Source organism: Desulfosporosinus meridiei DSM 13257, assembly GCF_000231385.2.
Classification (GTDB): Bacteria; Bacillota; Desulfitobacteriia; order Desulfitobacteriales; family Desulfitobacteriaceae; genus Desulfosporosinus; species Desulfosporosinus meridiei.
Window position 1 is genome coordinate 2,370,703 of the sequence record NC_018515.1, and the last position, 18,196, is coordinate 2,388,898.

Below are 18,196 nucleotides of genomic sequence, written 5' to 3' on the forward strand. Positions count from 1 at the left end.
GATGAAGAAAAAACTGTTAAGCGTAGTTTCGTTGTTATTGATGGGGACTTTATTAGCTGGCTGTTCATCAAGTAAACCTACTACACCTGCTCCCAATGACTCAGCTAGTGGCGCGAAAACATACAAGGTTGCTTATATTGCACGAGCTCAATCCGATTCATTTGCTGCTTGGCTTGCTAATTCAGTAAAAGAGGAAGCCACAAAATATCCTAATATTAAGCTTGAGGTTTTTGATGGTCAAGCAAATGATGATAAAGAGAACTCTATGATCGAGAATGCCATTACCAACAAATTTGATCTGATTATCGTCCAACCAAACAGTGGAGAATCTCAAAGACCCTATGTAGAAAAAGTTGTACAATCAGGTATCTTTGCTATCACAACTAACGCACGGATTTCCGGTATTAAAGGCGCATCGTCAGTCGATGCTCAACCTTATGAGCAAGCAGCAGTTAATGCCCGTGCAGCTCTTACCCAAATTCCCCAGAATGCCAAAGTCGTTGTCCTAAAAGGACCTTCTGGTAACTTCCATGCCGATGAGCGTCGTGCCAGCTGGCAGAAAGAGTTTTTTGACAAGCGTCCCGATGTTAAAATTGTCGGTGAACAAATTGCTAACTGGAACAAAGATGAAGCTATGAAGTATATGGAAGACTGGGTTCAAGCTAACGATAAAATTGATGCTGTTATTGCCATGAATGATAATATGGCAGCCGGAGCATTAGAAGTTGTAAAAGGTAATGCTAAATATACAAATATGCTGGCTTATGGTGTTGATGGAACTGCAGAAGCTTTATTCCTGATCAAAGAGGGAAGAATGACTTCCACATGTCTACAAAACGCCAATGAACTTGCAGAAAAAATGCTCGATGCCAGTAACAAGCTTTTAACTGGTGCAGAAAAAGAAATTAACACAGACATCGGCAACCCACTTGTAAACAAAGATAATGTAGATCAGTATATTGAAATTCTAAAAAAATCCGGAACAATTAAATAATTCAACTCAGCTTAGCTCTCTGGAGTACGCAGGACATTCTTCCTCAGGGATGAATGTCCTGTTGGCTAAATATTACTTGGATAGCATTCATTTGTGCTTGCACCATTTTTAACTAACTTTCATCACTCAAGGAGGGGTACTCAATGAAAAATAGAGCTGCTTATATGACAGGTCTTAATAAAATGGAAATCCGAGAAATCAAAGTTCCTGTACCAAAAGAAAAACAGGTTCTTGTCAAACTCGAGTATGTGGGGATTTGCGGGTCTGACGTCCACTATTTAGAACATGGTAAAATAGGGGATTTTGTGGTCAATGGTGATTTTATCTTGGGGCATGAATGTGCGGGTATTGTAGAGTCCGTTGGACCAGGTGTAGAAAATCTTAAGGTTGGAGACAGAGTAGCCTTAGAGCCGGGGATAACTTGTGGTCAATGCGAATTTTGCAAGTCCGGCAGATACAATCTTTGTCCGGATGTAGAATTTTTAGCGACTCCACCTTACCATGGCTGTTTAATGAACTATATTGCCTTCCCGGAAAATATGGCCTTTAAGCTGCCGGAATCAATCTCAACCAAAGAAGGCGCACTTGTTGAGCCCTTAGCCGTTGGCATGCATGCTGCTAAGCAGGGTGATGTTAAGTTGGGAGATTCAGTAGTGATTCTCGGTTCAGGTACCATTGGTCTGGTTACGTTGCTGGCGTGTAAGGCCTTTGGCGCTACGGATATTACGGTTGTCGATGTTATTCCTAAGAGGCTTGAATATGCTAAAAAATTGGGAGCAACCACAGTTTTAAATGCCACAGAAGTAGATGTGTTAGCAGAAATTGATAAACTGACCAACAAAAAAGGGGTCGACATTGTCATTGAAACGGCAGGTTCTGCCCAAACTATTGCTCAAACCCCCTATCTTATTAAAAATGGTGGGCGTATAGTGCTTGTGGGTATGGCTCCTCAGGATATTATTGAATATAACATCGCTAAAGTCTTAGCTAAAGAAGCCGAAATCAAATCCGTCTTCCGTTATAGAAATATCTATCCGCAAGCGATCAATGCAATAGCCCAAGGGATTATTGATATTTCAGGAATTATTACTCATGAGTTTGATTTTGAGGATGTTGCCAAGGCTTTTGACTTTGTAATTAACCATAAACAAGATGTAGTTAAAGCTGTGATAAAAATCGGCTAATAGTTTCACCAATTATTATAGAATTGTGAAACAGGAGGGGTGCGCTGTGCAATTTTTACTTGGCGTTGATTTAGGAACTTCGGGTACAAAAACTGTGTTGTTTGATCTTGCCGGGAACGCAATCTGTTCAAAAACTATTGAATACCCATTATATCAGCCAGCAAATGGTTGGGCAGAGCAAGACCCTTCTGATTGGTGGAGTGCCACCTGTGCTGGTATTAAATATGTTATCACCACAAGTGGAATTGATGCCTCTGGAATTGCCGGAATAGGTCTTTCAGGACAGATGCACGGGCTTGTCATGCTTGATAGAAACGGAATTGTCTTAAGAAAATCAATCATTTGGTGTGATCAAAGAACCGATAATGAATGCCAACAGATGAATAAACTAGTTGGGGAACGAAGACTCATTGAAATCACGGCCAATCCTGCTCTAACAGGTTTTACGGCTTCGAAAATTCTCTGGGTTCAGAATAATGAACCTGAAATATATGAGAAATGTGCTCATATTTTGCTTCCTAAAGATTATATCCGTTATATGCTTACGGGTGAATTTGCGACTGAAATGTCAGATGCGTCAGGGATGCAGCTTATGGATATCCCTAAACGCTGTTGGTCTGATGAAATATTATCGAAATTTAACATTGACAAGTCTTTGCTGGGTAAGATCTACGAGTCGCCGGAGGTTACCGGTAAAGTACACGGAAAGGCCGCTGATTTGACAGGACTTCGTGAGGGAACAATCGTTGTGGGCGGTGCCGCTGACAATTCGGCAGCCGCAGTCGGTACCGGTGTTGTTAGGGCGGGGAATGCCTTTACAACTATTGGAACTTCTGGTGTGGTTTACGCAATTTCAGATGACGTTTCTATTGATATTAAGGGCAGAGTGCATACCTTTTGCAGTGCGGTACCAGGGAAATGGACAGTCATGAGCTGCACATTAGGTGCCGGCTTATCACTGAAATGGTTAAGAGATACTTGTTGCACTCCAGAAATGATCGAGGCAGAAAAACTCGGAGTTGACCCATATGTCATTATGAATACTCTGGCTGAACAGGTTAAGCCGGGAGCAGGTGGACTGATTTATCTGCCCTACTTAATGGGAGAGCGCTCTCCTCATCCGGATCCCTATTCCAGAGGAGTGTTTTTCGGATTGTCTGCCTCCCATACTCGTGCCAACATGATTCGTGCTGTTATGGAGGGGGTTGCCTATTCCCAGCTTGAATGTGTTGATGTCTTTAAGGAAATGCGGGTTAATGTAGCGGATATGATAGCCTGTGGCGGTGGAGGACGAAGTCCCCTTTGGAGACAAATGCTTGCAGACATGTACGGTTGTCCTGTCAGCACAATTAAAGCGGATGAAGGACCAGCCTTTGGTGTAGCCATCCTAGCGGGAGTTGGAGCAGGAATTTATGATTCTGTCGAAGACGCCTGTGACAACCTGGTTATCAAGAATAGTGTTCAGCCACCAAATGTAGCAACAGGTCAGGTATATGGGGAGTATTATCAGCTTTACAAAAAATTGTACCTTGATTTACAGGACTCGTTTAAGCAATTAGCCAGACTTCCAAAATAGGCTTACTAATAATTGAGCTCTCGGCTCGAAAAATATCATATGGTTTTTTCTATCAAAATAGGTCTCTTTCCACTGTTGAGGTGGAAGAGACCTATTTGCGTTGATGTTTACAAGTGAATTGGGAGATGATTTAGGAATTCATCAATGCTAGAGTAATTGCTGAAGTATCTCCACAAAAAACGAAATTTCAGTATTAAAATCCTTTTTATTACATTGAGCTCTTAATGTGCTATTGTGCTCGATTTTCTTAGTAAATTGCTAAATGACTCATTTTTTTTGCTATTAATCATAATTCTTTTCAGAAAAGAAAAATTTGCGATAAATAATGTTCTTACAATGCTATAAAACCTTTATTTATAGGCCTTTCCAGAATTTCAACCATTTTCTCATCTCATAATTACTTGTGATTTCGACATAGCTAGTAACGTATAATGACGATACTGGAAAATCTGATCACAATTAAGATATATAATATCTGAGTGAGATTGTAGTAAATGGAAACTGGATCATTAATCAAAAGTATAATTGTGATAATTTCAGACAGCTGCAACAATAGGGAGAGTGTTATCATTGGTATGGACAAATCTTATTATGAACAAGGAAAACGGAGCAAAGGCACCAATAGTCTTATTTTCTGTAGCCCTGGTCTCAGTATTATTAAGCTATCTTAGTTCACATCTACTTCAAGATATCTGGTATAATGACCCAATTTTTCTTCACTCTTCACTAGAAGGAGCTTGTATTTGCGTTGGAATATTTACGTTTCTTACCATGTGGCAGAATTATGAGCGTAGTTCTAGTATCAATCGACTGGTTGGCTTTGGCTTCTTGCTGGTTGGGGGGTTCGATTTCCTCCATACTTACTATTACCCTTTGCTTAATCATCATCCTTTGGGCTTCGATGACATATCTTCCCGGTATTGGATTCTTGGCCGCCTAACGGAAGGAGTTATTCTTCTCTTCGGAACTTTTGATAGATTTAAAGGGCCCAAAAATAGATCATTTGGTCTTGTAATAACGATTATACTTGGTGCATCGATATCCTATCTGGTTTATGCCTATCAAGGGTGGTTCCCGGTACTTCTTACAGCTAACGGTGGGGTAACAACTGCTAAGATTGTCTGCGAGTATATTTTAATTGCTCTATTCCTCCTGAATTTACTGCTCCTATATCCGAAGGTAAAGCAGGAAGAATACATCATAGAAAAGTATTTATTCGTCGCCCTAATTATTGCAATCCCTGCTGAGCAATGCTTTGCATCTTATTCAAGTTTATCATCTTTTGATTATACATACGGGCATATCCTTAAGTTTGTATACTATTTCTTTCTATATAAGGGTCTATTTGCATCGACAGTTACTCACCCCTATTTGTATTACGAGACCATTCTCAATGAACTACCGATAGGCATAATCAATTACGATAAATATGAAAAAATCAGATTTGTAAATACTGAAGCAGCAAGATTAATTGGAGTCACCCCAACGGAGTTAATTGGCCTGAGTTCTTTAGTCTTTGAAAAAAGGTTCTATAAAAACGGGGAAAAATCGACGATCAGAGACGTAAGAGAGGGTACTAAACGGTTTAATAATGTTTTTCGGACAATTGATAAAGGAGCGGATAAGGTAGAGCTAGAAATCAGTGGTTTCAGATTTTCACAGGGAGGTTGGCTGCTTTATTTTAATGATGCTAAGCTGGCTCATCTGTTTGAGAATTTGCAGCTCCAAACAAAGACGATTTTAAATTCAATGGACAGTATGGTTTTAGTTTCTGATGCGACCGGTCGAGTCACCATGTGCAATAACAGCTTTATTCACCTAACGGGTTTTACTGAAGAAGACGTTATCAATAAAAGACTCGGTAACGTTGAGAGCTTATTAAGGTTAAACTTAAGCAAGCCCAGCAAAATAAAAAAATCCCACGAAGGAATAGAAGGGTGTTTTCTAAGCAAAGATGGGGTGAATCGAGATATTGTTTTAAATCTAAATTCGGTTCAAGGAATAGATAATAGTTTGATTGGTAATGTGGTCGTTGCAACAGATATTTCTTCAGCCAGAAAGGAGGCTGAAAGGCTTCGTCAGCGCGAAAAACTTGCGGTATTGGGTCAAATGGCTGCAGGAATAGGGCATGAAATAAGGAATCCGATGACAACTGTTCGAGGCTTTCTGCAATTATTGGGAGAGAGAAACCAATACGCAGCCCAAAAACCAATTTTTGAATTAATGATCTCCGAACTGGATCGAGCCAATTCAATTATTACGGAATTTCTGATGCTGGCAAGGACTAAGCACACTAAGATGAAGTTTCAAAACCTTAACGACATCCTCAATCATCTATATCCACTTATTGAAGCAGACGCATTTAACCAAAACAAACAGATTAGGTATATTCCCGGTACAATTCCTAGTCTCAAGCTTAACAGAAATGAGATCTCTCAGCTTGTCATGAATCTAGTCCGTAACGGGCTAGAGGCAATGAAGGCGGGAGGAATCCTGACCATCAGAACCAATCTAATTGATGATAAAGTACTATTAGTGGTGGAGGACGAGGGATGTGGTATCCCTGTGGAAAACCTTGCTAAAGTTGGAACTCCATTTTTCACGACAAAGGATGATGGAACGGGATTAGGCCTTGCGACAAGCTTTACCATTGCAGAAACACATAATGCTCAAGTAGATATCAAATCAAGTTCGAAAGGTACTAAATTTTATATATCATTCCAGCTTCCCGATATGCTTCAGGATCAAGGCAAGATGATAGTTTAAATTATAAATAATTCCATTAATGAAATTTTATAGGAGGATAATTCTCCCTTCTGTCGAAGTATCAGGTGAAAGGGAGTGATTTAGATGCATTGCGACTTACTAAATAAGGATGTTCAAATTGAATTATGGAAAGAACTCCGCAACCCAAAGGATGAAATTGAAAAAACAGTCTATAAATGTAGCGAATGTTATGTAGAAATCAAAGGATCCGGCGGTAGAAAAATGTTTGTATATTGTGATAAAATGAGCGATTCTAAGTGCTTATTGAAGCATATGTAGCCATATCCTTCAGTAATTTTAGTGTGCGAATTATTTATAAGGCACTCTGATTAGAGTGCTTTTTTGTATTGTATCTATCTTAATCTATATAATTAAGGTGATTCACAATCTTCGCCTATGAGATATATTCTCAAATTAAGAGGAAAATGCTAAAAAATGATTATAAGTACTAATATACCTGGTACTTATAGTACTTATACGAAACTCGAATTTTTAAGTCTGAACCGGCAGGTTTATAATTAGACTTATGAATAGAGTCTTCTACCAACGAGGATAAAAAGGGAGATAGAATTTGTGAATAAAGAAGATCTGGCTAGTATTCGTAGAGAATTAAAAGTTAACAACTCTAAGCTAAATCTCCAGGAAATTTGTAGCTATTATATAAAACAAGAAAGTAAGGACATTCTTTGTTCAGAAGTATTATATTTTGCTATGATGGATGAAGAAAAGAAAGAGCTATTTCTTAAAAACTTTAAAAAAGTATTATCAGGAAAGATTGATTCAAAAACTTTTGAGTTAGAATTTAAAGATAACAAGCTGGGCCAGAACTCGACTCAAAGGAATATGCTTGATACTTTGAAAACAGAAGATTTTAGAGAAGCGACGTTCAAAATTGTCAATAAAATTCTGGCAGAAACCTGTGAAATTTATGATAAAGATTTTATGATCAGCTTTGTACGGGGAGAGGTTTATAAATCAATTAAAAAAGATAATGACGAGATAGATGATGAAAAAGCCTATTCTTTGGGTTTTTTTATTGGCAGCATTTGTCCAATTGTTCTACCTAAAAAGGCACTTAATTTTGATTTTGAAGAAAGAGAATTTAAAACCAGTGTTCCTATGAATGTTACTATTAATACGGATGCTCCATATGAGGGTTTTATGTTTCCCTCATTTAGCGAAGATGCTGCTGAGACTGATAAAGTTGTTTATTATACCCAAAAAGAAAACCAACCTAATCAATTGTTCGTAGAAAATGTTCTTGATTGTGAATTGAAATTAACAGCCGAGGCTGACAAAGCGCGGTTTTTAGAAGTTGTACGTGATGTTGTTGGAACAGAAATTGAGCCGGAAGTTGTTTCTAACATTTATACAGAAATCGGCCGGCGGCTGGAGGTAGAAGCTGAAAGTGGAGAGGTATCTTTAATCGGCTTAAAAGATATGGAAAGAATTTTGGAGAGTAGTGGGATTGCCACTGAAGATAAGTTGCAGTCTTCATTTTTGGAAATTATGGGTGCGGAAAACTACGAATTTAAGGCATCAAGTCTAGCCCCTAATTTTAAAACAAAGTCGATTAAAATTGATAGTGGCACAGCTTCAATTACGATTGGCCCGGAAGATCTTAAAAACGTCAAGCAAGTAACCAAAGATGGTATACGATATTTGATGATTCGCATTGATGATGCGGCTACACTGGAAGGCTTTGACTTGGTAACAGAGGAATTGTAATGTCCTGCACAGCTTTGTTGAGGGTTTCTCTAAAGACCATTTAGCATGTCCCAGAAACGACAGCGCTGTCGTTTTCTGGGACATGCTCTGTGATGAAGTTTGTTCTGGACAGACGGCTTTTCTTCAGTAAGGGTGCCGGTTTTATCAAATAGGATGATAAATTGACAGAAGGCAGAACAGTCTATTTAAATTTAATCAAGTCTGCAGCTCGCTTTAATTGCTCATCAAGGACTTTGGCATAAATTCTCGTGGTTCTGGGATCAGAATGGCCCAGAGCGTCCTGGACAATGGCCAAATTGTCCGTTTCCCGAAGGAGCAAAGTGGCAAATGTTGAGCGCATCTTATGAACACTGAAGCCCTCTGTGTTATGGCCAAGAGTTTTGAGAATGGTCATATATTTAGAGATAAGATTTTGTACGGCTCTCTTGCTTATTCGGTTTCCTTGGATTGAGAGAAAAAGAGGGTCAAGGTTTTTGCGGACATAACGGGGGCGCTCATTCTGCAGATAATCATTCAGGGCTTTGGCTACATCGTCATTAAAATAAATGACAGTCTCTTTATTCCCTTTACGGAGGATCTCAAAAAAGCCTTTATTAAGGTTTGTCTTGCTGATATCAAGGTTACAAAGTTCAGATAGCCGCAGTCCTGTACCAATCAAGGTAAGGACAATGGCATAATCTCGTTTCTCGGTATAGACGTGATATTTGAGTTGGCCTGCTGATAATCCTACACCAGTTTCTAAAGCGTCTGTTAAGTCGGCAATTTCATTAGGTTCTAAGGCCTTAGGAAGCTTTTGATTAACATTGAAGGGGTCTAGTTTGATTGTCACGTCTTTAGAAATCATATCCTCGCGTAGTAGATAGCGGTAAAGAGATTTTATGACTGCTTGCTTTCGGGCAAGTGCTCGTACGCCATTATTCCGCTTAATGCTCGCCCAACTTAAATAAGCTTCAATATCCCGATGTCCGATCTTATCCATGTGATATAATAAGTTAATGCCTTCGGGAGAGGAGGGGAAAGTGGGCAGAGAATCACAGAGGAATTGAAAGAACAGTCTAAGTTCATTGGAATATGCATATTGAGTATTTTTTGATTTATTAATAACAGCCAAGTGATTAATATAATCTTGTGCGAAATGGGGAAGGGTAGAAAATTCAGCGCTATAATTATCTTTCATACAACACCCTCCGGCAGCTAAATTAGAATCAATCTTGTGTAAGAAGTATAACGATATCGTTATTATATATATTAATCTAAGATTTTCAAAGTTTGTTTGATCGGAGGTTCTGTCAATGTCTTTTCTAATTATAACTAAAAGTGATGTATTAAAATTTGCTCTGCCTTTATATGATTATCTCAGTCAACATGGGTATGCAGCAGAGGCTAAGGCCATGGCCGACTTGGTGGACTCCTGTTATCCTCAGGACACTCAAGCTTTTGATGCCTATCAAAGGGCATTTCAACAAATCCGAGAAACAGTTCACGACTTGCCATCTCAATATCATCAAGCCCTGGATGATGCTCTAATAATTCTACAAAGCAACTAAGTTTTTGGTGACAGGACATTAAGGTTATGAAAATAACTAGATGTACTTTTAGTTAGAAAGAAGTGAACTAATAATGGAATATGCACAATATGGAAAAACAGGGATGAAAGTGTCTAGATTCGGACTTGGTTGCATGCGATTTCCTTCAGATGAAAAAGAGGCTATTGAAATGGTGCGTTATGCCATTGATCACGGGGTGAATTATCTTGACACCGCCTTTATTTACAAAGACAGCGAGATTATTACGGGTAAGGCTTTAAAGGGTGGTTATCGAAACAAAACCTACTTAGCTACCAAAAGCCCAATTTGGAATATTGATAAACACGATGACTTTGAAAAATATCTGGATGAAGAATTGATACGACTTGGAACAGACCATATTGATGTATATCTTCTTCATAATATGAATCACGGCCACTGGGAAAAGGTTAAAAAGTATGATGGACTGACCTTCTTAGATAAAATGGTTAAAAAAGGGAAAATTACTCATAAGGCATTCTCAATTCATAATACCTTAAATGCATTTAAAGAGATTGTAGACGCCTACGATTGGGAGATGGCTCAAATTCAGCTGAATATCTTAGACGAGAAGCAACAAGTGGGTGTGGAAGGTTTAAAATACGCAGCAGATAAAGGCCTGGCCGTAGTAATTATGGAACCGCTTAGAGGGGGCTATATATTAAATACTGTACCCCAGGAAGCACAGGATTTAATCAATCAATATCCCGAAAAGCGTTCGTTGGTAGAGTGGTGCTTTAGATGGCTTTACAATATGCCGGAAGTATCCCTAATCTTAAGTGGTACAAGTACTTTACAACAGTTAAAGGATAATCTGAAGATATTTGAAAATACGGCTTCCAATGTTATGTCAGAAGAAGATTTAAACTTGATCAAAATGATTCGTGAGGCATATGAAGCGAAAAAGAGCATTGGCTGCACCGGTTGTAGTTACTGTATGCCATGCCCACAAGGTGTAACAATCCCTGAAATATTTAAGCTTTATAACAGCCAGCAGCTTATGAAATCACATCCAATCGACAAAGTGGTCTATCAAAGTAATCTGGTGCCTAATGGCACTGGTGCAGATCAATGTGTAGCTTGTGGAATCTGTATAGAAAATTGCCCACAGTCTTTAGAAATTCCAGAGTTACTAGAAAAGGTTCATGCTGAATTTATGGGCAGCACCTACACACCACAGAGATAGGATTAAAAATATAGAATTACGATGCAAAAGGAGCCGGACTTGAAGTCTGATTTCTCCATTTTGCATCGTTTTTATATATTCGGTAACCGGTTTTCAAACGGAGTCATCTTCACAGGCTTCAGTATCATACCCAACAGAATAAACAATTAACAGGTCAATTTGAAGACGTCGTTGATCAGCTTGAAAATCAGATTACGGACTATGTCTTAAAAGTTACTGCCGGTAAAAGTCTCACATCTGAGCAAACGGATCAGAATTATCGGATTCTGCAAGCGATTGGTGACATAGAGCGTGTTGGAGATCATGCCACTAATCTAGTGGAACTTACAGATTATGCTATCGAAACGAAGGTTAAATTCTCAGAACAAGCCAACCAAGACCTTCTCAATATGTTCACTAAAGTTCAAGAGATCTTTACCATGTCCTTAGAAGTATTAAAAACAGATGATGTTGCCTTATCAGAAAAAGTGCTCCAATACGATGATATTATTGATGATTTAGAAATCACCTTGCGTAAGGGGCATATTGAACGTCTCAGTCAAGGAACTTGTAATGGAAGTCACGGTGCCACCTTCCTCAATATTATTAGTAATCTGGAACGTATTGGCGATCACGCTGTAAATATTGCAAAGTACACTCTATTACACAGGAAAGACTAAAACTTATCTGCCTACGAAAGGGTTGAATTACAGAGCGTTTTATCTGGAATTCAACCCTTTTTATAATTATTCTAATTAATAATGTATTAAATGTTTCCTAGCTAAGATCCGACAGAACAGCAGCTAGTAAGAAAAGGAATTTGCCGTTGGCAAATGAAGTCTCTAAAAAAGAAGCCATAGGCTTCTTTTTTTTGCGCCTACGCTTAAGGCATTGCGACAGATAAGTTTTCACACCTATTATCGTAACATTCTCCGGTTGATTTTCTAGGATTTTTTCGAGTGCATTTAGGAAGTGCACTTTTATGTATCCACTTTGAGGTTAAGAATTGTACTTGACCCTATAGTAACTATAGGGTATAGAATACCAAATATAGCGAATGGCAACGGGATGCCGATAATTTTATCGAACAAGAAGAAAGGCAATGAGGACAGGATGAAAAAGAAAATCTTAATTAAAAATGCCCGGGCCATTGTGACATGTGACGCTTCTGATCAAGTGTTTCAGGATATGGATATGCTTATCGAGGGATCACAGATTGTGCAGATTGGCAAGAGCATAGCAACTCAGGATGCTGAAGTCATCGATGGGCGAGATAAATTCGTTTATCCCGGCCTGATCAACACCCATCACCATTTTTTTCAAACCTTTGTCAGAAACCTGATGACCATCGATTATCCTAATCTGCTGGTAGTCGAATGGCTGGACAAAATTTACCGCATCTTTCAAAAAATTGATTCTGAGGTCATCTATTATTCCTCATTGACTGCTATGGGAGACTTACTTAAGCACGGCTGCACCTGTGCTTTCGATCACCAGTATTGCTATACACGCGCCTCGGGCAAGCTGCTGGTCGACCGTCAGATGGAGGCTGCTGCCCAACTGGGCATTAGGTATCACGCAGGCAGAGGCACTAACACACTCCCACGTAGTAAAGGGAGTACAATTCCCGATAACATGCTGGAGACGACGGATGAATTCATTTCCGACTGTGAGCGACTGATTGATTTGTATCATGATTCGGATCCCTTTTCCATGAAGCAGATCGTCGTGGCTCCCTGCCAGCCTATTAACAGCTACATAGAAACCTTTAAAGAATCAGTAGCTCTGGCTAGAGCAAAAGGTGTCCGCTTACATACCCACCTAGGCGAAGGAGAAAATGTAATTATGCAGGAACGCTGGAATAAGCGTACTCTGGGGTGGTGTGAGGATATCGGCTTTATCGGCTCGGATGTTTGGATTGCCCATGGCTGGGAGCTGCATCCCGAGGAATTCAAGTTCATGGGACAAACAGGCACAGGAGTTTCCCATTGTCCCTCACCTGCGGTCTTGGGGGGGTTCCCGATCCTGGATATGAAAGCTCTTCAGAAGGATAAGGTGATCATCAGCCTCGGATGCGATGGTTCCGCAACCAATGACAGTTCCAGTCTCTTGGATTCCTTGAGGATGGCCTATCTTATGCAGGCTTACCACAGTAAGGAGCGAGGAGGGTGCCTTTCCCCTTATGAATTGCTGAAAATAGCAACAGTGAACGGGGCAAAAACCTTGGGTCGGGATAAATTAGGCTCATTGGAGGTAGGAAAGGCTGCTGACTTGTTCATGATCAACACCGGAGTCCTAGAACTGACGGGCACTTTGCATGATCCAAAAAACATCCTGGCCCGGGTGGGTGTGACCGGTCCGGTCTGGCTGACGATGGTCAACGGTAAGGTTGTCTTCAAGGACGGTCAGCTGTTGGGTGTTGACGAAGGGGCAGTGGCCGAAGAAGGGGAAAAGGTTTGTACGCGGGTGCTGCGCAATGAATGTGAGGCCTTCCGCTAAAAATAGATTTAGAAAAATTAAATAGCAAAAGAAAGAGGAGATTAGAATGAAAGTATTTAAAGGGCTCGTACTTCTAATGTGTATGTTAGTTCTGTTAACCGGGTGCGGCAGCGGCGCTGCCCAAGAGACGACGTCAAAAGATCAGAAAATGAAAGTGGCCCTGCTCCTCTCCGGTCCCGCCAATGATCAGGGCTGGAATGCAACAGCTTTAGAGGGACTTAAGGCTGCTGAAACAAAGTTTGGGTTAGAAACTACCTATTCGGAAAATGTCGGCGTCGCTGACACGGAATCTGCTTATAATGATTATGCTGCGCGGGGTTATGATCTAATCATCGGCCACGGTTTTCAGTTTGGAGATCCGGCAGTTCGAGTAGCTCAAAAATTCCCTAAGCTCCATTTTATGGCAACAGAGGCCAATTCTCAAGCTGAGAATATGGCTTCCTATGTAATGAGCTGCGAACAAGGTGGATATTTGATGGGTATCCTATCTGCTTCAATGTCCAAAACTGGCAAAATCGGAGTCATCGGCGGTATCGAGCAACCATCAATTATCAAGGAACTTGAAGCTTTTAAACTGGGCGCAAAAAAAGTAAACCCTAACATTGTTGTTTATGAAATTTACGTTAATTCATTTACGGATGTTTCTGCCGGGAAAGATGCGGCCCTATCCATGATTGACAAAGGTGCGGATGTTCTCTACCACGTTGCCAACCAAGCGGGTACCGGTGCCATCAAGGCTGCAGAGGAAAAAGGTATTCTGGCTTGCGGAAATTCCTACGATCAGAATTCAATTGCACCTAATACTGTGATGTGTTCCACTGTGTATAATATGCCGACAGTCATCCTGACTGCAGTGGATGCTGTTAAAAATGGTACCTTCAAAGGCGGCATCACTCACTTAGGCATGAAAGAAAAAGTCGTCGATATTTCCCCGTACCATTCCTTTGAAAGCAAGATTCCCGAAGCTACCAAGAAACTCATCGAAGCTACCAAGAAACAGATTACTGAGGGAACACTAACCGTCCCAGTTATTGAGAAATCCACGAAGTAGGCATAAACATTTTGAAGATGTCTCGATGGATCATGTTGCGACTGTCCAGGGACATCTTCTTCTTTTATAGGAGGAGTAATCTATGGCTTTGCTTTCCATGAAGAACATCAATAAATCCTTTTTTGGAAAAATGGCCAATAGCCAGGTCTGTTTCGATCTGGAGCCCGGAGAAATCCATGCCCTCTTGGGGGAAAATGGAGCAGGGAAAACCACTTTGATGAATATTTTGTACGGCATCTATGCAAAGGATTCCGGTGATATTTTCTGGAAAGGGCAAGCGGTTTCCTTTACATCACCCAGAGATGCCATTGCTTTTCAGATTGGTATGGTTCACCAGCACTTCATGTTGGTTCCTACCTTAACTGTGTCTCAGAACATAACCCTAGGGCTAAAAGAGAAGGGATATCCCTTTCCTGACCGCAAAGCTCTTAATGCAACTATTACAGAAGTTGCACAGAAATATGGGCTTCAGATTGATGTTAATGCTTACATCTCTAACCTATCTGTGGGCGAACAGCAAAGAGTAGAGATTATTAAACTTCTCTACAGAGATGCGGAACTGCTTATCTTGGACGAACCCACTGCAATGCTGACTCCACAGGAGACAGAATACTTTTTTGAGGTACTGCGTAAACTGCGGGCGGACGGCCATGCGGTGATCATCATTACTCACCGCATCCCTGAGATTATGAACATTAGCGACCGGGTCACGGTTCTACGAGACGGGTATAATGTGGTGACAGCGAAAACCAGTGACATCAGCGAGCAAGAGTTATCTCGTTATATGATTGGACGTCAACTTCAGATTATTCAGCGGGAGGCTATCATGTCCAACACCGGCAGAGAGGGAATTGCCTTTGAAGAGGTTTCACTGCAAGAAAGGGGCAGAGAGCGGCTTAATTCCCTTTCCTTGCAAATTGCGCCAGGGGAAATCGTCGGGGTAGCAGGGGTTGATGGCAATGGGCAAAAGGAGCTGGTTGAAGTAATTCTGGGCATCCGTAAACAAACCAGTGGGAAGATCAGGATGGATGGGGTAGATATGAGCTCAATGAGCGTACTTGAACGTAAGAAGCTGGGAATTGGCTATATTTCAGATGACCGTCATCAAGACGGTCTAGTGATGGATATGAGCCTAATGGACAATATCCTTTTAAAAACCCACACCGACCGTCGGTTCATTAAGCATGGACTGATCGATACCCACTTAGTGCGGGCAGAGACCCAAAAGGCAGTTGAAGACTATGCCATTAAAACCCCAGGGTTGAATACCCCTCTGCGCTACCTTTCCGGGGGAAATCAGCAAAAGTTGATCTTAGCCCGGGAAATGGCAGGTAATCCCAAAGCTATCATAGCGCATCAGCCCACCCGGGGGCTGGATATTGGTGCAACGGAGTTTGTCCAACAGCAGCTGCTTCAACACAGGTCGAACGGGTGCAGTATTCTCCTCATCTCGGCCGATTTGGAAGAAATTCTTTTACTAAGCGATAGGGTCGCTGTGATTTATCAAGGGTGCTTCATGGGAATCTTCCCTAATAATAAAGAACTGGATTTATCCCAGATCGGACTTATGATGGCTGGCAAAACGTCTGAAGCAAGGAAGGAATCACTATGAAACAGTTTGGAAAACTTCTGTCTTTTCTCGGTATTGCTGTCCTGACGTTATCAATCTCGATTTTGCTCATTCTCTTGGTTGGCAGCAGCGTTAACCAAGCATTCTTCAGTTTTATATCCGGAATTTTCGGCTCCTTCTATTCTGTTTCTGAGGTTATGGTGAAAGCTACTCCGTTGATCCTGACAGGTTTAGGGGTTGCAGTGGGTTCTCGAAGTGGGTTTATAAACATCGGTGCTGAAGGGCAGCTTTATATGGGTGCTATTGCGGTTACTTGTATTGCTTTCTGGCTGAATGATCTGCCTGCAATAGTAATGATTCCTCTAGTGATTCTGGGCGGTTTTGTTTTTGGCGGCATTTGGTCGGTAATTCCCGGTTTTTTAAAGGCTCGGTTTGGGATATCAGAGGTAATTACTACTCTCATGTTTAATTATATCGCTCTAAGTATAGTAGGAATTTTAGTGCGCACTTGGCTCAAGGATCCCGCCACTTCCTTACCTATGTCGGCTTTTCTGCCCGATGGTGCTACACTGCCAGCCCTTATAAGCACTACAAGGCTGCACGCTGGCCTCTTGGTTGCCCTGATTTCTGTTGTCCTTGTCTGGCTTCTGGTTTGGAAAACACCTACAGGCTATGAAATGCGGGCAGTGGGTCTAAATCCCAGGGCCAGTAAGTGCTCTGGTATCTCCGTTTATAAAAACATCATCCTTTCCTCACTGATAAGCGGCGGGCTTGCCGGAATTGCAGGTGTGTGCGAGGTATCTGGATTGCATCACAAGTTGCTTGAAGGTATCTCCCCAGGCTATGGGTATATCGCAATTATAGTTGCGCTCTTAGGGAAGAATCATCCCGTTGGTGTGGTCATCTCCGCCTTGGGAATCGCGGCCCTTCAAGTTGGTTCATTAGGAATGCAGCGTATGGCCGGGGTGCCGACCTCTATTTCATCCATTATCATGGGGGTTGTCGTTTTATTAATTCTGGCCCGTAAAAGTTTATTCCGCCGACTTTTAACCGACGAATAGGAGGATCAAACAATGGATTCTGAAATTATTGCGCTGATTACCATGTATTTAGTAGCCTCTGTCAGGATGGCAACCCCGCTCATCCTAGCGGGATTGGGAGAGGCTGTTTCTGAAAAAGCTGGAATCCTGAATATCGGCGTTGAAGCAATTATGCTATCCGGAGCGTTTTTCAGCTTCATCGTTGCTTTTTTTACTGGTAATCTATTCCTGGGTCTATTAACGGGTATTGTTGGCGGGATCTTAGTCAGCATGATCCATGCTGTGTTGAGTATCCATTGTAAAGCAAACCAGACCATTGCAGGTCTGGCACTTAACTTTATGGTTATGGGGCTGACAAGCTTCCTGTTCTTAATTGTCTTTGGTCAAACAACGACCATTCCAGCTTGCAATATGTTTGGTGACCTAAAAATCCCTTTGCTGGCCAGTATTCCGATCATAGGCCCAGCTCTGTTTAATCAAAACCTATTTGTCTATTTAGCTTTAATTGGCATTATACTAACAGCGATTTTCTTTTATAAAACGGAGTGGGGCATCAATCTGCATGCTGTTGGAGAACACCCGCAGGCGGCGAATTCTGCAGGTCTGAATGTCTTTGCAATTCGTTACTTTGCCTGTTTTATAAACGGTGTATTAGGCGGATTAGGGGGAGCGAGTATAACCCTGGGACAACTGGGGTTCTTTATGGAGAATGTTACCTCAGGAAGAGGGTATATCGCCTTGGTGGCTGTAATCCTAGGACGGCGTAATCCCATCGGGATTCTTGCGGCTGCCATGGTCATCGGATTTTCCCAGGCACTGCAGTACAACCTTCAAACCTTGGGTTTCCCGATTCCGACTCAAGTATTCACCATGTTCCCTTATCTGGTTGCCGTCATCGTACTCTTCTTATCAATTGGTAAAAGTATTGACCCTTCTGCATTAGGTATCCCCTTCGAGCGCAATAAAAGGTAGCGACGATTTTTGAAGAAATCTGCACTAACCATTAGAAATTATACATAGCCAACATATGTCCGATTTTTCCTTGAGATCGCAAAGGT

15 protein-coding genes and 1 pseudogene are annotated in these 18,196 nt (G+C 41.2%); 15 read left to right on the forward strand and 1 reads right to left on the reverse strand.

The annotated features are described in order from the left end of the window. Position 1: 1 nt before the first annotated feature. From DESMER_RS10885 to DESMER_RS10910, 6 genes are all read left to right on the forward strand, one after another. On the forward strand, positions 2-994 hold the full coding sequence (locus DESMER_RS10885; protein WP_014903104.1) for a sugar ABC transporter substrate-binding protein: 993 nt from the start codon (positions 2-4) through the stop codon (positions 992-994). A 143-nt stretch (positions 995-1,137) separates the two neighbouring features. Beyond that, positions 1,138-2,178 carry an NAD(P)-dependent alcohol dehydrogenase gene (locus DESMER_RS10890; protein WP_014903105.1) on the forward strand — a complete coding sequence of 347 codons (1,041 nt, stop codon included), beginning with the start codon at positions 1,138-1,140 and terminating at the stop codon, positions 2,176-2,178. 46 nt (positions 2,179-2,224) lie between these two features. Next, positions 2,225-3,754 (forward strand): xylulokinase, encoded by a 1,530-nt coding sequence (xylB, locus tag DESMER_RS10895; protein WP_014903106.1) that lies wholly within the window; start codon positions 2,225-2,227, stop codon positions 3,752-3,754. Between the two features lie 561 nt (positions 3,755-4,315). Next, positions 4,316-6,520, forward strand: a complete 2,205-nt coding sequence (locus DESMER_RS10900) for an MASE3 domain-containing protein (RefSeq protein ID WP_427854275.1) — start codon at positions 4,316-4,318, stop codon at positions 6,518-6,520. Positions 6,521-6,604: 84 nt separating this feature from the next. After that, on the forward strand, positions 6,605-6,799 hold the full coding sequence (locus DESMER_RS10905) for a hypothetical protein (RefSeq protein WP_014903108.1): 195 nt from the start codon (positions 6,605-6,607) through the stop codon (positions 6,797-6,799). Between the two features lie 294 nt (positions 6,800-7,093). After that, positions 7,094-8,248 (forward strand): DUF4317 domain-containing protein, encoded by a 1,155-nt coding sequence (locus DESMER_RS10910; protein WP_014903109.1) that lies wholly within the window; start codon positions 7,094-7,096, stop codon positions 8,246-8,248. 181 nt (positions 8,249-8,429) lie between these two features. Here the strand turns inward: DESMER_RS10910 and DESMER_RS10915 are convergent, their stop codons facing one another. Further along, positions 8,430-9,425, reverse strand: a complete 996-nt coding sequence (locus tag DESMER_RS10915) for a tyrosine-type recombinase/integrase (protein ID WP_014903110.1) — start codon at positions 9,423-9,425, stop codon at positions 8,430-8,432. A 115-nt stretch (positions 9,426-9,540) separates the two neighbouring features. Between DESMER_RS10915 and DESMER_RS10920 the strand changes: the two genes are divergently transcribed. The 9 genes and pseudogenes from DESMER_RS10920 to DESMER_RS10960 all read left to right on the forward strand — a co-directional run bounded on the left by DESMER_RS10920 (position 9,541) and on the right by DESMER_RS10960 (position 18,110). Then, positions 9,541-9,795: a hypothetical protein gene (locus DESMER_RS10920; protein WP_014903111.1), complete on the forward strand. Its 255-nt coding sequence runs from the start codon at positions 9,541-9,543 to the stop codon at positions 9,793-9,795. Between the two features lie 73 nt (positions 9,796-9,868). Next, positions 9,869-10,999, forward strand: coding sequence for an aldo/keto reductase (locus DESMER_RS10925; RefSeq protein WP_014903112.1), 1,131 nt, complete (start codon positions 9,869-9,871; stop codon positions 10,997-10,999). A 170-nt stretch (positions 11,000-11,169) separates the two neighbouring features. After that, positions 11,170-11,313, forward strand: a pseudogene (locus DESMER_RS24705) (PhoU domain-containing protein); the annotation flags it as partial. A gap of 3 nt (positions 11,314-11,316) precedes the next feature. Then, positions 11,317-11,658: a PhoU domain-containing protein gene (locus DESMER_RS24425; RefSeq protein ID WP_042333678.1), complete on the forward strand. Its 342-nt coding sequence runs from the start codon at positions 11,317-11,319 to the stop codon at positions 11,656-11,658. 433 nt (positions 11,659-12,091) lie between these two features. Further along, on the forward strand, positions 12,092-13,477 hold the full coding sequence (locus DESMER_RS10940; RefSeq protein ID WP_014903113.1) for an amidohydrolase family protein: 1,386 nt from the start codon (positions 12,092-12,094) through the stop codon (positions 13,475-13,477). A 46-nt stretch (positions 13,478-13,523) separates the two neighbouring features. Then, positions 13,524-14,528 carry a BMP family protein gene (locus tag DESMER_RS10945; RefSeq protein WP_014903114.1) on the forward strand — a complete coding sequence of 335 codons (1,005 nt, stop codon included), beginning with the start codon at positions 13,524-13,526 and terminating at the stop codon, positions 14,526-14,528. A gap of 82 nt (positions 14,529-14,610) precedes the next feature. Next, complete coding sequence (locus DESMER_RS10950; RefSeq protein ID WP_014903115.1) at positions 14,611-16,140, forward strand: ABC transporter ATP-binding protein; 1,530 nt, start codon at positions 14,611-14,613, stop codon at positions 16,138-16,140. Beyond that, positions 16,137-17,159 (forward strand): ABC transporter permease, encoded by a 1,023-nt coding sequence (locus DESMER_RS10955; protein WP_014903116.1) that lies wholly within the window; start codon positions 16,137-16,139, stop codon positions 17,157-17,159. The genes DESMER_RS10950 and DESMER_RS10955 overlap by 4 nt, the downstream gene beginning before the upstream one ends. Before the next feature lie 12 nt (positions 17,160-17,171). Further along, entirely contained in the window at positions 17,172-18,110 is a 939-nt protein-coding gene (locus DESMER_RS10960; RefSeq protein WP_014903117.1) for an ABC transporter permease, read from the forward strand. The last annotated feature ends 86 nt before the right edge of the window (positions 18,111-18,196 follow it).

Excerpts from the sequence above, each read along its gene's own strand:
- DESMER_RS10905 (WP_014903108.1), top strand. The coding sequence starts at position 6,605 with ATGCATTGCGACTTACTAAATAAGGATGTTCAAATTGAATTATGGAAA.
- DESMER_RS10890 (WP_014903105.1), top strand. The coding sequence starts at position 1,138 with ATGAAAAATAGAGCTGCTTATATGACAGGTCTTAATAAAATGGAAATC.
- DESMER_RS10925 (WP_014903112.1), top strand. The coding sequence starts at position 9,869 with ATGGAATATGCACAATATGGAAAAACAGGGATGAAAGTGTCTAGATTC.
- DESMER_RS10945 (WP_014903114.1), top strand. The coding sequence starts at position 13,524 with ATGAAAGTATTTAAAGGGCTCGTACTTCTAATGTGTATGTTAGTTCTG.
- DESMER_RS10920 (WP_014903111.1), top strand. The coding sequence starts at position 9,541 with ATGTCTTTTCTAATTATAACTAAAAGTGATGTATTAAAATTTGCTCTG.
- DESMER_RS10885 (WP_014903104.1), top strand. The coding sequence starts at position 2 with ATGAAGAAAAAACTGTTAAGCGTAGTTTCGTTGTTATTGATGGGGACT.
- DESMER_RS10950 (WP_014903115.1), top strand. The coding sequence starts at position 14,611 with ATGGCTTTGCTTTCCATGAAGAACATCAATAAATCCTTTTTTGGAAAA.
- DESMER_RS10940 (WP_014903113.1), top strand. The coding sequence starts at position 12,092 with ATGAAAAAGAAAATCTTAATTAAAAATGCCCGGGCCATTGTGACATGT.
- DESMER_RS10955 (WP_014903116.1), top strand. The coding sequence starts at position 16,137 with ATGAAACAGTTTGGAAAACTTCTGTCTTTTCTCGGTATTGCTGTCCTG.
- DESMER_RS10960 (WP_014903117.1), top strand. The coding sequence starts at position 17,172 with ATGGATTCTGAAATTATTGCGCTGATTACCATGTATTTAGTAGCCTCT.
- DESMER_RS10915 (WP_014903110.1), bottom strand. The coding sequence starts at position 9,425 with ATGAAAGATAATTATAGCGCTGAATTTTCTACCCTTCCCCATTTCGCA.